This is a genomic window from Spongiibacter sp. UBA1325, assembly GCF_002306875.1.
Lineage (GTDB): Bacteria > Pseudomonadota > Gammaproteobacteria > Pseudomonadales > Spongiibacteraceae > Spongiibacter > Spongiibacter marinus.
Genome location: NZ_DBTD01000002.1, coordinates 76,032 through 90,029 on the forward strand (window position 1 = coordinate 76,032; position 13,998 = coordinate 90,029).

Annotated in this window: 13 protein-coding genes; 12 read left to right on the top strand and 1 reads right to left on the bottom strand. The window is 57.8% G+C overall.

All coding sequences use genetic code 11. From position 1 onward, the window contains the following. Positions 1-7: 7 nt before the first annotated feature. Both orn and B3K78_RS00900 read left to right on the top strand, forming a co-directional pair. Complete coding sequence (gene orn / locus B3K78_RS00895; protein ID WP_204996172.1) at positions 8-553, top strand: oligoribonuclease; 546 nt, start codon at positions 8-10, stop codon at positions 551-553. A 204-nt stretch (positions 554-757) separates the two neighbouring features. Next, positions 758-2,602, top strand: a complete 1,845-nt coding sequence (locus B3K78_RS00900) for an autotransporter domain-containing protein (RefSeq protein WP_286693950.1) — start codon at positions 758-760, stop codon at positions 2,600-2,602. 2 nt (positions 2,603-2,604) lie between these two features. Here the strand turns inward: B3K78_RS00900 and queG are convergent, their stop codons facing one another. Continuing rightward, a complete protein-coding gene (queG, locus tag B3K78_RS00905; protein ID WP_286693951.1) occupies positions 2,605-3,684 on the bottom strand; it encodes a tRNA epoxyqueuosine(34) reductase QueG in 1,080 nt (359 codons plus the stop codon). Positions 3,685-3,748: 64 nt separating this feature from the next. On the opposite strand from queG, the gene B3K78_RS00910 reads away from it, so the two are divergent. From B3K78_RS00910 to B3K78_RS00955, 10 genes are all read left to right on the top strand, one after another. Next, a complete protein-coding gene (locus tag B3K78_RS00910) occupies positions 3,749-5,263 on the top strand; it encodes an NAD(P)H-hydrate dehydratase (RefSeq protein ID WP_286693952.1) in 1,515 nt (504 codons plus the stop codon). Next, the gene (tsaE, locus tag B3K78_RS00915; protein ID WP_286693953.1) at positions 5,253-5,714 is read left to right on the top strand and encodes a tRNA (adenosine(37)-N6)-threonylcarbamoyltransferase complex ATPase subunit type 1 TsaE; all 462 of its coding nucleotides are present in this window, start codon (positions 5,253-5,255) and stop codon (positions 5,712-5,714) included. The genes B3K78_RS00910 and tsaE overlap by 11 nt, the downstream gene beginning before the upstream one ends. Next, positions 5,711-7,036: an N-acetylmuramoyl-L-alanine amidase gene (locus B3K78_RS00920; protein WP_204996177.1), complete on the top strand. Its 1,326-nt coding sequence runs from the start codon at positions 5,711-5,713 to the stop codon at positions 7,034-7,036. The genes tsaE and B3K78_RS00920 overlap by 4 nt, the downstream gene beginning before the upstream one ends. Further along, a complete protein-coding gene (gene mutL, locus B3K78_RS00925; RefSeq protein ID WP_286693954.1) occupies positions 7,033-8,868 on the top strand; it encodes a DNA mismatch repair endonuclease MutL in 1,836 nt (611 codons plus the stop codon). Before B3K78_RS00920 ends, mutL begins: the two co-directional genes overlap by 4 nt. A 25-nt stretch (positions 8,869-8,893) precedes the next feature. After that, positions 8,894-9,808, top strand: a complete 915-nt coding sequence (gene miaA / locus B3K78_RS00930; protein WP_239547763.1) for a tRNA (adenosine(37)-N6)-dimethylallyltransferase MiaA — start codon at positions 8,894-8,896, stop codon at positions 9,806-9,808. Positions 9,809-9,927: 119 nt separating this feature from the next. Beyond that, positions 9,928-10,182 carry an RNA chaperone Hfq gene (gene hfq, locus B3K78_RS00935; protein WP_027874122.1) on the top strand — a complete coding sequence of 85 codons (255 nt, stop codon included), beginning with the start codon at positions 9,928-9,930 and terminating at the stop codon, positions 10,180-10,182. Between the two features lie 27 nt (positions 10,183-10,209). Continuing rightward, positions 10,210-11,529 carry a ribosome rescue GTPase HflX gene (hflX, locus tag B3K78_RS00940; protein WP_286693955.1) on the top strand — a complete coding sequence of 440 codons (1,320 nt, stop codon included), beginning with the start codon at positions 10,210-10,212 and terminating at the stop codon, positions 11,527-11,529. Between the two features lie 110 nt (positions 11,530-11,639). After that, positions 11,640-12,779: an FtsH protease activity modulator HflK gene (gene hflK / locus B3K78_RS00945; protein ID WP_204996181.1), complete on the top strand. Its 1,140-nt coding sequence runs from the start codon at positions 11,640-11,642 to the stop codon at positions 12,777-12,779. Positions 12,780-12,781: 2 nt separating this feature from the next. Continuing rightward, the gene (hflC, locus tag B3K78_RS00950) at positions 12,782-13,654 is read left to right on the top strand and encodes a protease modulator HflC (RefSeq protein ID WP_286693956.1); all 873 of its coding nucleotides are present in this window, start codon (positions 12,782-12,784) and stop codon (positions 13,652-13,654) included. A gap of 164 nt (positions 13,655-13,818) precedes the next feature. Further along, complete coding sequence (locus B3K78_RS00955; protein WP_286693957.1) at positions 13,819-13,986, top strand: DUF2065 domain-containing protein; 168 nt, start codon at positions 13,819-13,821, stop codon at positions 13,984-13,986. The last annotated feature ends 12 nt before the right edge of the window (positions 13,987-13,998 follow it).

Below are 13,998 nucleotides of genomic sequence, written 5' to 3' on the forward strand. Positions count from 1 at the left end.
TGAGGCAATGTCCAAGGCGATGAATTTAATCTGGATTGATCTGGAAATGACCGGTCTGGATACTCAGAACGATCACATTATTGAAATTGCCACAATCGTGACCGACCCGGAGCTGAATACGCTGGCCGAAGGGCCGGTATTGGCGATCCATCAAAGCGATGAAGTGCTGGCGGGTATGGATGAGTGGAACACGACTCAGCACGGGCAGTCAGGGCTTATCAAGCGCGTGAAGGAAACCTGCATGACGGTGGCGGAGGCCGAGCGGCTGACGCTGGAGTTCCTCGATAAGCATGTCGATAAGGGCGCCTCGCCGATGTGTGGCAACAGCATCTGCCAGGACCGGCGCTTTCTGGCGCGTGAAATGCCCAAGCTGGAGGCGTATTTCCACTACCGCAATCTCGATGTCAGTACGCTCAAAGAGTTGGCGCGGCGCTGGCGCCCCGAGCTGATGAGTGGCCTCAGCAAAAAAGCCAGCCACTTGGCGCTGGATGATATTCGCGACTCAATTGCCGAGCTGAAATATTACCGGGAGCATTTTCTTCGTCTTCAGTAATTGCTGGAAAATCCCAGCTTCTCAATACTATTTCGAAGCTTTTCGAACCCGTTTAAGTAAAACCACGTATTAAATAATGTATGTCAGTCGCGTTGACTGGCAACAGAACCAAGCATCGTTGAAAAGCTCTGCTATGTTGCTATTAGTGCAGCGAATTGTCGGGCGCAACAGTGTTGGTGAAAACAATAATACGTGGGGACCACAATGAAAAAACTCCTTCCTTTAAGCATAGCGGCTGCGCTGGCGTTGCCGGTGCATGCTGACGTCAGCTACAGCAATTTATACATCTTCGGCGACAGCCTGTTAGATAGCGGCAACCTCGGGTTGCGATTTACCAACCGCGTGGGCGATGGCAATGGCGACTTCACCGTCGGAGACTATGCGCGTATTGCGCCGCAATATCTGGGCGAAGCCTTAACGCTGCTCAGTGCGCCGGCCGCTGCGGGTGGCACAAACTGGGCGGTCGGTGGCTATGAAACCGCAGATATACTCAACTCAATTAACGGCACGGGTCTGGCGCTACCGGCCGGCGGTGCGGTTGCACGTCAGGCTTTTCTCAATGAGACCCCGCGTATCGACCCCGATGCATTGGTGCTAATTGATGGCGGTGGTAACGACTTTTTAAACGGCACGGCCACTGATCAGGCGTCTATTATTAATTCAGCGCGCACGCTGCTTGCGGCTGCACAAGCGCTGAGTGACGCCGGGGCGAACTATATTCTGTTCGCGAACTTGCCAGACCTCGGTCAGACGGCGGCATTGCAGGCTCAGGACCTCGGTGCGCCGGGCAGTGCGGCGGCCGCCTCGGCAGGTGCTGCCGGCTATAACAGTGCGCTGGAGGCATTTTCTGCTTTTGGCAGCGCGAACCTCGTTCCCGTCGATCTTGCGGGGTTGATCAGCTACGTTTCCGATAATGCCGAGGCCTTTGGCTTCGTCAGCGGCACCAACCCCGCGTTTGGGCCGCTGGCTGGCTTCGATCAGCGTTATATGTGCTTTGACGATTCAGGCAATGACTGTGTTGAGCACCCGATATTCGGCATTGATGGCAGCAACCCCAACCCGGATGTGCTGATCTTCAATGACGGCGTGCACCCCACGGCGCAGATGGGGGCAATTACGGGTGACTACCTCATTAGTGTAGTGAATGGCCCGCAAGACGTTGGCCTGATTCCGGAGCTCGGTTTGGACATTGTGCGCAGTCAGCGCGGTGCAACAACGGAATTGCGGCGCCAGCAGCAGGCCTCTCCGGGCGAATCGCGGTGGACGATCAGCGGTGTCGGCCTGGACGCAGAGCGCGTTGCTGAAAATGATAGCCGCAGCTTGAATATCGGTTTTAGCAGCCCCTTGAGTGAGCAGCTCGACTCTGCGGTGGTGCTCAGTTTTGGCGATCACGAGTCAGAATCCGCGCGCACGGATTTTTCGGCGACGAGTGTTGGGCTTAGCGGCCTGTTGAGCTATCGCGATGGCGGTTGGTTGTTGCAAGGTGCCGCGGGCTTGAGCGTGGTGGATTACGACAGCCTCGACCGGGACGTCAAGCTGGGGCCGCAGACCTTAACGGCCAAAGGTGGCACGAATGGTTTCGGCTGGCATCTCGATGGCCTGCTTAGCTACGAAGTTCTTGGCGACAGTAGTATCTCACTGCGGCCCGCTGTTGGCTGGCGTTGGATGAAAGCTGAAGTTGATAGCTATCGTGAATCGGGTGCGGCGGTGGCCAATACCGAGTGGGGTGAGCAGCGCCGCGACAGCCAGGTATTCCGAGCCGGGCTGTTGGCAGGGGTGGCACTGGGCGACGGTGTGCGCGGCTTTGCCGAAGTGTTTGCAGCGACGGAAATGGAAGATCATGACGAGACGGTAACCGGGCGCAATCGCAATCTCGGTTTCGGTGATTATCAAATGCCGTCGTATCGTGAGGATGGCGAAGATTACGTCGAGGCCAGTGTCGGCATCAGCGCGGCACTGGGTAGCTCCCGTATTGCGGCCAGTGTTGAGTACAGTGACGAGGCAGAAGGTCGGGAAGCACTGATCTTCAGTTTCTCGCGCCCGCTATAAACTCAGTGTGAGTGGGCCAGGGTGTCGGTGTGTTGTTGCCGCGCCAGGGCCCAGTCGATATGTTCAGCGGCCATGGGTTCTGCCTGTGGCCGCTGTTTTTTTAGGCCGGCAACAATGTCAGGGTTGAACGGTGCATTGCCAAGACCGACAGCGAGGTTGCGCAGCCAGCGTTGGTAGCCGATGCGCCGTATCGGCGAGCCCGCTGTGCGGCTCAGAAATTCCTCTTCGGTCCAAAGAAACAGGTCGAGCAGCTCGCGGTCATCTAATTGATGGCGAGGGGCGAAGTCCGGCTCGCTGGTTGGCTGGGAAAATTTATTCCACGGGCATACCAATTGGCAGTCGTCGCAGCCGAAGACGCGGTTGCCCATCGCGGGTCGCAAGTCCTCTGGAATGGCGCCCTTTAGCTCGATAGTTAAGTAGGAAATACAGCGTCTGGCATCGACTTGATAAGGGGCGACGATGGCCTGTGTTGGGCAGTCGTCCAAGCAAGCTTGGCAGCTGCCGCAGTGGTCGGTTTCCTGCGGCGGATCGATGGGAAGGGCGAGATCTGTGTAGATTTCTCCCAGAAAGAACCACGAACCTGCCCGCGAATTAATAAGCATTGTGTTCTTGCCGATCCATCCCAGGCCGGCCTGCTCAGCGAAGCCGCGTTCCAACACCGGCGCACTATCGACGAAGGCCCGCTGTTGCTGGCCTCCTAAGCGGTCAGCGAGCTGTGCCAGTCGTTTGCGAATCAGCTTGTGATAGTCGCGGCCCAGCGCGTAGCGAGAAATATAGGCCTTGTCAGCTTGCTTGAGTATTTGCAGTGCATCGCTGGCCTCCGGCCGGTAATCCATGCGTGCACTGATGACGCGCAGTGTACCGGGGAGCAGGGATTCAGGGGCGCGGCGCAGGGACTCCCGCTCTGCCATGTAGTGCATCTCTCCGTGAAAGCCCTTTGCAAGCCACTGCGTCAGCCGTTCAGCGTGGTGTGAAGGCTCCGCCGGGCCAATGCCGATGTGGGCAAACCCCAGCTCCTTCCCCCACTGTTTTAGCTGTGTGGCGAGGTCGGCCAGGGCCTCTGGGCTGAGTACTTTGCTCATGGGCTGCCTGCAAAATGGATGCGCGCTATCATGGAAGGATATTCTACACGCCTGGGAGCGGGAAATGGATCGATCAATGCGTGCGGCGGCTGGGTCTTTGGCTCTGTACACAGCGGAGCAGGTGCAGGAGTTTGATCGAAAAGCGATCGCTGCCGGTACGCCGGGCTTTGAATTGATGCATCGAGCCGGGGCGGCAGCATTCGCCTGTTTGCAGCAGCGCTGGCCTCAGCATAGTCCTATCGATATTTTTTGCGGTGGCGGTAATAACGGTGGCGATGGCTATATCGTGGCCGCGTTGGCGGCCCAGTCGGGGATGGCGGTGCGCTGCTGGGCCTTCAGCGAAACCTCTCGGGGAGACGCCAATATTGCGAGGGAGTTGGCTTGCGACGCCGGGGTGAATGTACAGCTGTGGGACGGGCAGTCGCCGGCAGCCGGTGCGGTGGTTGTGGACGCCTTGCTCGGTACTGGATTTTCAGGGCCGCTGCGGGGGCAGTACCGGCACGCAATCGAGGCGATTAATGCCGCTGGCTGCCCCGTGCTGGCAATCGACGCGCCCTCGGGCCTGAATTGCGATACCGGGATGCACGAAGGTTTAGCGATCAAGGCGTCGCTAACGCTGAGTTTTATCGCCTGGAAGCAGGGCTTGTTTACCGGGCTGGCCAGTCAGCATTGCGGCGCGTTGCGTCTCGATGGACTCGGCATTGAGGCGCGTATATTTGAGCACACTGAGCCGTCAGCCTGGCGCACAGATGTGGATGCCGAATTGCGCCAGTGGGGGCAGCGCCCCGTCGCCGCGCACAAGGGGATGTATGGCCACGTCTTGGTTGCGGGTGGCGACTACGGCACAGCCGGGGCAGTGGTGTTGGCTGCCTCGGCGGCGGCGCGCTGCGGCGCGGGGCTGGTCTCTTGTGTAACGCGACCAGAGCACGTGGCGCCGCTGTTGTCGCAGCGCCCGGAGGTCATGGCATACCCGGGGGCGGATGCACAGGCATGGGCTGAGGCATTGGGGCGAGCTTCGGTGCTCGCTGTTGGGCCCGGCCTTGGGCAGCAGGTGTGGGGCAAGACCTTGCTCGATGATTGTCTGCAAGCGCAGGCCCCCTTATTGCTTGATGCCGATGCACTCAATATTCTCGCTGCCGATGCTACCCGCTTCGACGAGCAATGCGCCCAGCAGCCAGATAGAATTCGCGTCATGACGCCTCACCCAGGAGAGGCGGCGCGCCTGTTGAAATGCGCTGTTGCTGAGGTGCAAGCAGACCGGTTTAGCAGTTGCAAAGCCCTGGCCAAGCGCTATCGGGCGGTGGTGTTGTTGAAGGGGGCGGGCACGGTTATTAGCGACGGCGTGACCTGCTGGGTGAATGAAGGGGGAAATCCCGGAATGGCCAGCGGTGGAATGGGGGATGTGTTGAGCGGTATGATCGCGGCCCTGCTCGCCCAGCACCTCGACGCCGTTACTGCTTGCCGACTTGCGGCGGCGTTGCATTGCCGCGCTGCCGATCGAGCGGCACAACACGGTGAGCGAGGCTTACTGGCGATGGACTTAGTAGCGCAATTACGCGGAGTGATGAATGGACATTGAAATTCAGCTGGCAAACGAAGCTGAAACCGTTGCCGCGGGTGAGCGTTTGGGTCGCTGTCTGGAAATGGCAACGGTGGTTTATCTCGACGGCGATCTCGGTGCGGGTAAAACCACCTTTTGCCGGGGTGTCCTACATGCCTATGGACACACCGGGGCCGTGAAGAGCCCAACATATACACTGGTTGAGCCCTATGAGCTTGCCACTGTCACGGTTTATCACTTTGATTTATACCGTTTAGGCGACCCGGAAGAGCTCGAGTATATGGGGCTTCGAGACTATTTTTCCGACGACAGCATCGCGTTAATTGAGTGGCCGGAGCGCGGCGCCGGTGTTTTGCCAAGCCCGGATATACAGGTTAACATCAAACAACAGGGAGTCGGTCGCCGCCTTGTTGTGCAAGCTCTCAGTGAGCGTGGCCGTCGCATCGTTACGCAGATAAAAGCGCTATGAAACCCATCCATATTGTTGTTCTGTTCTGGACTATGCTGGTCGCCACGCTGAGCAGTGCAGCAGAGGTGCGCGACGTTCGCTTTTGGCGGGCGCCGGACCATAGTCGAGTGGTCTTCGATCTGTCTGCTCCCGTTAGTCATGAAGTCATTACCCTCGATAAGCCCGACCGGCTGGTTGTTGACCTATCTAAAGCGCGGTTCAATGTGGGCGGCGCCATTCCTGAATTCGAAAACAGCCCCATCGTGCGCTTGCGTCACGCAGAGAAGCCGGACGGCAAGCTGCGGGTAGTGTTCGATCTGAGTAAAAGTGTGCAGGTCCGCAGTTTTCTGCTGCCCGCCAGCGCCGGTCAAAGTGACCGCTTGGTTGTCGATTTTCTCGACCAGCAACGCGGCACTGAGCCCACGGTAGTCAAAAGTGTTGAGCAAAGCTCCCAGCGCGATGTGGTCATTGCCATTGATGCCGGGCACGGCGGCGAAGACCCGGGCGCCATTGGGCCAGGTAGGCTGCAGGAAAAAGATGTGGTTTTCCGCATCGCCAAGAAGCTTGAAGCCAAGTTTAAAAGCAAGCGCGGTTATCGCGTCGTGATGATTCGCGACGGCGACTACTATGTGGGCTTGGCGAAGCGGCGGCAGCTTGCGCGCAAGGCGCAGGCGGATTTCTTTGTATCGATTCACGCCGATGCGTTCACCCATTCTAGCGCCAATGGCAGTTCGGTGTATGCCCTGTCCAAGCGCGGGGCTACCAGTGCGTCGGCGCGAATTCTCGCCAAGCGCGAGAACCAGGCTGACTTGGTGGGTGGTGTCAGTTTGTCTGACAAAGATCATGTGCTGGCCGGTGTGCTGACCGACTTGTCGATGACTGCGACCCTTGATGCGAGCCTGAGTGTTGGCGCGCAACTATTGGGCGAAATGGGCAAAATTTCCCGGCTGCATAGCAAGCGCGTTGAACAGGCGGGTTTCGCGGTGTTGAAGTCCCCCGATATTCCGTCCTTGCTCGTTGAAACCGGGTTTATTTCCAACCCCGGTGAGGCCCGCAAGCTCAAGACCAGCCGCTACCAGAATCAAATGGCGCAAGCGATATTCGAAGGTATCGACCGCTATTTTCGCGAGAGCCCGCCGCCCGATACTTACTTTGCTGCGGTGAAGCGTGGCGATGCCGCCAAGCCTAAAGGGGCGAGAGAATACGTGATTGCCAGCGGCGACACACTGTCGGCCATTGGCGCGCGTCACAACATCAGCGTTGCTGACCTCCAGCGTCACAACGGTTTATCCGGCAGCAGTATTCGCGTCGGTCAAAAAATCCAAATACCAGCGACAAAATGACCCATATCAGATTGCTCGACCCTCGCCTGGCAAACCAAATTGCCGCTGGCGAGGTGGTAGAACGCCCAGCCTCTGTTGTAAAAGAATTGGTGGAAAACAGCCTCGACGCTGGTGCGCGCCGTATCGACCTTGAGGTTGAAGATGGCGGCGTTAAGCTTATCCGCGTTCGCGATGACGGTAGCGGCATCGCGAAAGACGATCTGCCGTTGGCGCTCAGTCGCCACGCCACAAGTAAAATAGCGGAATTAAGCGACCTGGAATCTGTGGCGAGCTTGGGATTTCGCGGCGAGGCCTTGGCGAGTATCAGCTCGGTGTCGCGGCTATGCCTTAGCAGTGCCACCGAAGATGCAGAGAGCGCGTGGGCGGCGCGATCGGAAGGGCGTGATATGAGCGCGGTGCTTGAGCCAGTGGCCCACCCGCGCGGTACCACCGTTGAAGTGCGCGACTTATTTTTCAACACGCCCGCACGGCGTAAATTCCTGCGCACCGAAAAGACGGAGTTCGGGCACCTGGATGAGGTGATGAAGCGGCAGGCGCTGGGGCGCTTTGACGTGGGCTTTTCGCTGCGCCACAACGGCAGGGCCGTGCACAGTTTAAAGCCAGCTGCCAGTCAGCTGGAACAAGAGCGCCGTTTGGCGGCAGTCTGTGGCCCGGCGTTTATGGAAAATGCGCTGTTCATCGACCGCTCTGCGATCGGTTTGCGCCTGTGGGGCTGGGTCGCCTTGCCGGGATTTTCGCGCAGTCAGGCGGACTTGCAACATTTCTATGTGAACGGTCGCTATATTCGCGATCGCCTTGTCGCCCATGCGGTGCGCCAGGCATACCGCGACGTGCTGTTTCACGGTCGTCACCCTGCTTTTGTGCTCTACCTGGAGCTCGATCCCGCATTGGTCGATGTCAATGTGCACCCCACCAAGCACGAAGTGCGCTTTCGCGACGGGCGCAGTGTTCACGACTTTATTTTCCGCACCTTACATAAAACCCTTGCCGATGTGCGCCCGGATACCGTGGCACAAAATGCCGCGCTGCCTGGCAATACTGCCGAACCCCTGCGGGATATGCCCCAACAGCAGTCGGCGATGCCCTTGCGCGAAGCGGAGGGTGGTGCGCCGTCAACCGCGCCGACCCCGCCAATGCACAGCGGCGGCTATCAAAGCCAAAATGCCTTCGCGCCGGGCAGGGTTGCCGATCAGGTACCGGCCTACCAGCGCTTGCAAGAGCCGATGGTGGAGAACCCGGATGCGGAAATTCCGCCCCTGGGCTACGCTTTGGCTCAGTTAAAAGGGGTGTATATCCTGGCCGAAAACGCCGAGGGCATGGTGTTGGTGGACATGCATGCAGCGCATGAGCGCATTACCTACGAGCGCATGAAAGCAGCCCGAGAGGGCGAGGGTCTGCGTAGTCAGCCACTGTTGGTGCCGCAGAGCCTGGCGGTCAGTGAGCGCGAGGCCGACTGCGCAGAACAGCACGCGGCGGTTTTCTCCGAGCTTGGTTTGTCGGTGGAACGGGCGTCGACAGAGTCCCTGGTGGTCAGGGAGTTGCCGGTTATGCTGGCAAACAGTCAGGTGGAACAGCTGGTGAGAGATGTGATTGCGGACCTGTTGGAATATGGCAGCTCTGACCGCATTGCCGCCCATATCAATGAGATCCTCTCCACGATGGCCTGTCACGGCTCGGTGCGCGCGAATCGTCGCCTGACTATCCCGGAAATGAACGCTCTGCTTCGCGACATGGAAGCCACCGAGCGCAGTGGCCAGTGTAACCATGGGCGTCCCACTTGGGTGCAAGTGGGATTGGCTGAACTCGATAAGTGGTTTCTGCGTGGCCGTTGATCATTTACCGCCGGCCCTGTGTTTGATGGGGCCGACCGCCTCCGGCAAAACCGATCTTGCAATGGCGCTGTGCGACGAGTTGCCCTGTGAGTTGATCAGTGTGGACTCGGCATTGGTTTATCGCGGCTTGGACATTGGCAGCGCTAAGCCTAGTGCCGATGAGTTGGCCAGATACCCCCATGCTCTCATTGATATCTGCGAGCCCAGTCACGCCTATTCGGCGGCGGAGTTTCGTCGCGATGCGTTGCGCGAAATGCAGCGAATACAGGATAGCGGGCGCATCCCCCTGCTGGTTGGGGGAACCATGTTGTACTTCAAGGCCTTGCTCGAAGGGCTCGCCGATATGCCCGCCGCTGACGCTGCAGTGCGCGCCGAGATAGCGCTGATGGCCGAAGAGGGAGGCTGGCCGGCTGTGCACGCCGAATTGGCGAGAATCGACCCGGAAAGCGCGGCCCTTATTCACCCCAATCACAGTCAGCGCCTAAGTCGAGCTCTGGAGGTTTATCGCGTCAGCGGGGTTACGATGACTGAGTGGCGCGCGCGCCAGCAGGCGGTCGCCCTGCCTTGGCATTGTCATCAGTTTGCCATCGCACCGTCCGATCGGCTCGAGCTGCACCGCCGTATAGAGCTGAGGTTGCAGCACATGTTCGAGCACGGTTTTGTCGATGAGGTGCGGGCCTTAATGGCGCGCGGTGACCTGACAGATGACTTGCCAGCCATGCGCGCGGTGGGTTATCGGCAGGTTTGGCAGTACCTGCGCGGTGATTTCGACCTTGATACGGCCTTTGAAAAAGCGTTGATCGCGACCCGGCAGTTGGCAAAACGTCAAATGACCTGGTTGCGCGCGTGGCCGGAGCTGTGTTGGCTCGATACAAATGCCAGCAGAGACCAGCAATTAAAAACGGTTATAAGGGCGCTCGGCAATGCTATAAGCGATTGACTTGCGGTATACTGCCAACTAATTACTTTGATGCGCGAACTTGTTCTATCCTAAGTAGTCAACAACTTGCATCTTTTCTCGATTTTTTTGGCCCACGTTGGGCGACAAGGAGGCTTACCATGTCAAAAGGGCATAGCTTACAAGACCCTTATCTGAATATTCTTCGCAAGGAACGGATTCCCGTATCCATTTACCTCGTAAATGGCATTAAGCTGCAGGGACAGATTGAGTCCTTCGATCAGTTTGTTGTCTTGCTGAAGAATACGGTAAGCCAGATGGTCTACAAGCACGCGATTTCCACCGTCGTGCCCTCTCGTGTTGTTCGCCTGCCGATGGCTCATCCGCCAGAAGACGACGAGCAAGAAAGCGAATAATTCGCGCGGTATTATTGAGGTTCATTCTTGCTTTTTGAACGACCCAACTCAGGTGAGCGGGCAATACTTGTTCACCTGAACCTTAATAGTGAGGATGAGCGCGAAGACGCCGACGAATTTGTTCAGCTCGTTACCTCGGCGGGCGGTGATCCCGTTGCGTTCATTACGGGGCAGCGTCAGCATCCCGACCCCCGATCTTTTGTGGGGTCGGGAAAGCTCGCGGAAATTCGTCAGGCCCTGCAAGACCACGACGGCGAGCTGGTACTGTTTAACCATGCGCTGTCGCCAAGCCAAGAGCGAAATATTGAGCGCGAACTCCAGTGTCGCGTTCTCGACCGCACCGGTCTGATTCTGGATATTTTTGCCCAGCGGGCCCGTACCCACGAAGGGAAACTCCAAGTCGAGCTCGCTCAGCTCGAACACATGTCTACCCGCTTGATTCGTGGTTGGACTCACCTTGAGCGGCAGAAGGGCGGTATCGGCCTGCGTGGCCCGGGCGAAACCCAGCTCGAAACCGACCGACGCCTACTGCGTGCACGTATCAAAAGCATTCAATCGCGCTTATCGAAGGTTCGGCGTCAGCGAGACCAGGCGCGCCGGGCGCGGCAGCGCGCCGATATTCCTGCGGTATCCCTGGTCGGCTACACCAATGCGGGCAAGTCCACTTTGTTCAATGTGCTCACTGAGTCAAAGGTCTACGCCGCGGATCAATTGTTCGCCACCCTGGATCCTACGCTGCGTCGCATTCAAGTCGACGATGTGGGGCCGGTCGTGCTGGCAGATACGGTGGGTTTTATCCGCCACTTGCCGCATAAGCTGGTGGAGGCATTTCGTGCAACGCTGGAAGAGGCGACGCTGGCGGATCTGTTGGTTCACGTGGTCGACTGTGCCGACCCGGAGCGCAGTGACAATGTCCGGCAAGTAAAGAATGTATTGGAAGAGATTGGTGCCGACAGCATTCCTGTGCTGGAGGTGTATAACAAAACCGATCTATTGGGTACAACGCCGCGTATCGAAAGAAACGAGCACGGTGATGTGACACGGGTGTGGCTGTCGGCGCAGCGCCAGCAAGGGCTGGAGCTGTTGGGTGACGCGCTGGCAGAAATTCTCAGTGGCGATATCGTGGAGCCAGAGCTTGTGCTCAATGCCAGCGACGGCCGCTTGCGTGCCAGGCTCTATCAACTCAATGCGATTCAGTCTGAGCAGCTCGATGAAGCGGGGCGCTTTCACCTGAAATTGCGCTTACCGTCGGTCGATTGGCAACGTTTTTTAGCCGCTGAGTCGCTGAGCGAGGCGTCGCTCAACACCCAGCAAAGCAGTGACGAAATGTCGCCTACACGGCGTTAGCAGGGCAGGGTAAATCTGCTAGACTGCCCCTCTAATCAACAGCTTGGCGTCTTAATCTGCCATTGGCTTTCTTCGGAAAGCGGGCAATGACATACGGACAGGAGAAAACTATGGCCTGGAATGAACCGGGTGGTGGTCGCGATAACGACCCTTGGGGTGGCAAAAATCAAGGGCCGCCGGACTTAGACGAGGCGCTGAAAAAGTTGCAAGAGCGGCTCAATAGCCTCTTCGGTGGTGGCAGTGGCGGCCAGGGTGGAAATGGCGGCGGCGTAAAACTGGGAATGGGCAGCATTGGTGCCCTCGCGGTGTTGGCCGTTGCAGTGTGGGCGCTATTTGGTTTTTATCAGGTAGACCAACAAGAGCGCGCGGTGGTGTTGCGCCTGGGTGTCTACCAACAAACGGTGATGCCGGGTCTGCGTTGGGCGCCGCCGATTATCGACGATGTGAATATTATTAACGTCACCAAGGTTCGTGCGGCCGCGAGCCGCGGGCAAATGCTGACTGAGGACGAAAATATTGTCGATATTTCAGTCTCTGTGCAGTACACCGTTTCGGATCCCGCTAACTTTTTGCTGAAAGTGAAGCGTCCTGAATTGAGCTTGGAACACGCGCTGGAAAGTGCGCTCCGCCACGTGGTGGGCAGCTCGAAAATGGATCAGGTGATCACTGAAGGGCGTGAGCAGGTCGCTGTTGAAACGCAGGCTCGTATGCAGAACTACCTCACTGCCTACCAGAGCGGCATCCAGGTGGCGAAAGTGAATATCGAAGACGCTCAGCCGCCGTCGCAAGTACAGGACGCGTTTGACGATGTAACGCGGGCGAAGGAAGACCGTGAACGACTCAAGAACGAGGCTGAGGCCTATGCCAACGGCATCATTCCTGAGGCGCGCGGTGCGGCACAACGTCAACTAGAAGAAGCTCAGGCATATAAAGAGCAAGTGATTGCCAAGGCCGAGGGTGAGGCCCAGCGCTTTAGCGAGTTGGTGGCAGAGTACAAGAAGTCACCAAAGGTAACTCGTGAGCGCTTGTACATCGATGCTTTGCAGGCGCTCTACGCAGATTCAAGCAAGGTGATGGTCGACGTAGAAGGTGGCAACAATATGATGTATCTGCCCTTAGACAAGCTGGCCAACCAGCGCGCGGCCTCTCGCCCTATGCGAGACCAAGAGGTGGATATTCGCCAGCTGACCGACAAGGTTGTAGAGCAGTTGCGCCGGGACAGTCAGTTTAGCCGCCGGGAGGGACGTTGATCATGGCAAATCGTCAATTTACGCTATTACTGTTAGCGCTGGCGGTATTGGTCGTTGGCTATAACTCCCTGTTTATTGTGAAGGAAACCGAGCGAGCGGTAATGCTCAAGTTCGGTGAGATTGTCGACCCCGATGTGGCGGTCGGTTTAGGTGTTAAAACCCCGTTTGTGCACGTGGTGCGCAAATTTGAGCGTCGGATTTTAACCCTGGACGCCCCAACTCAGCGTTTTCTCACGAATGAGAAGAAGCCCTTGGACGTAGACTTCTATGCCAAGTGGCGTGTTGCCGACACGGAAACGTTTTACACCGCCACCAACGGCGAGGAAATTCGCGCCGAGGGCCTGCTGGCTCAGCGTATTAACACCGGCCTGCGGAATAAATTCGGTGAGCGCACCTTCCACGAGGTGGTGTCCGGTGAGCGCGACATGCTGATGACGGATCTGACCACTGAGCTGAACAAGATTACGATGGCGGAATTCGGGATCGAGTTGGTCGATGTCAGGGTGAAGCGTATCGACCTGCCTTCGCAGGTAAGTCAGTCTGTATTTGATCGGATGAAGTCAGAGCGCGAGCGCGAGGCACGCGAGCAGCGCTCAACAGGGCGCGAGCTGGCCGAGAAAATTCGCGCCACAGCGGACCGCGAGCGCACCATCATTGCAGCCAACGCCTACCGCGATGCGGAAGTCATTCGCGGTGAGGGTGACGCCCAGGCGGCACAAATTTACTCGTCTGCCTACAATGCCGACCCCGAGTTTTATGCCTTCGTCCGCAGCCTTACAGCGTACAAAGCGTCATTCTCTGGTGATGGCGACCTGCTGGTACTGGACAGTGACAGCGAATTCTTCCGCTATCTGAGAAAGGGCAGCGTAAAGTAATGTGACTAGTTGGCAGCGGCGCGTCGAAAGCGCCCTGCCAATGCCGCCATTGGCGGCGATTGTGGTATCATCCGCGAATCCGGGCAGGGGACATGCAAGCAGCACGTTTCCTGGCGCGGATTTTTTGTTTTTAGCGGGTGGGATCAATGTGGCAGGAATTGGCAGTGGCCCTCAGCTTAGTGCTGATCATTGAAGGCATTTTGCCCTTTCTGAGTCCTGACCGCTGGCGCATGCTGGCCTATCGCATGGCTGATTTAGAAAGCCGTTCTGTTAGGTGGGTGGGCCTGCTGAGTATGGTGACCGGCCTGCTAATGCTGAGCGTCTTGCGCTGACTTCAAGAGATT

Excerpts from the sequence above, each read along its gene's own strand:
- mutL (WP_286693954.1), top strand. The coding sequence starts at position 7,033 with ATGACCCATATCAGATTGCTCGACCCTCGCCTGGCAAACCAAATTGCC.
- hfq (WP_027874122.1), top strand. The coding sequence starts at position 9,928 with ATGTCAAAAGGGCATAGCTTACAAGACCCTTATCTGAATATTCTTCGC.
- queG (WP_286693951.1), bottom strand. The coding sequence starts at position 3,684 with ATGAGCAAAGTACTCAGCCCAGAGGCCCTGGCCGACCTCGCCACACAG.
- hflC (WP_286693956.1), top strand. The coding sequence starts at position 12,782 with ATGGCAAATCGTCAATTTACGCTATTACTGTTAGCGCTGGCGGTATTG.
- B3K78_RS00900 (WP_286693950.1), top strand. The coding sequence starts at position 758 with ATGAAAAAACTCCTTCCTTTAAGCATAGCGGCTGCGCTGGCGTTGCCG.
- hflK (WP_204996181.1), top strand. The coding sequence starts at position 11,640 with ATGGCCTGGAATGAACCGGGTGGTGGTCGCGATAACGACCCTTGGGGT.
- orn (WP_204996172.1), top strand. The coding sequence starts at position 8 with ATGTCCAAGGCGATGAATTTAATCTGGATTGATCTGGAAATGACCGGT.
- miaA (WP_239547763.1), top strand. The coding sequence starts at position 8,894 with ATGGGGCCGACCGCCTCCGGCAAAACCGATCTTGCAATGGCGCTGTGC.
- B3K78_RS00920 (WP_204996177.1), top strand. The coding sequence starts at position 5,711 with ATGAAACCCATCCATATTGTTGTTCTGTTCTGGACTATGCTGGTCGCC.
- B3K78_RS00910 (WP_286693952.1), top strand. The coding sequence starts at position 3,749 with ATGGATCGATCAATGCGTGCGGCGGCTGGGTCTTTGGCTCTGTACACA.
- tsaE (WP_286693953.1), top strand. The coding sequence starts at position 5,253 with ATGGACATTGAAATTCAGCTGGCAAACGAAGCTGAAACCGTTGCCGCG.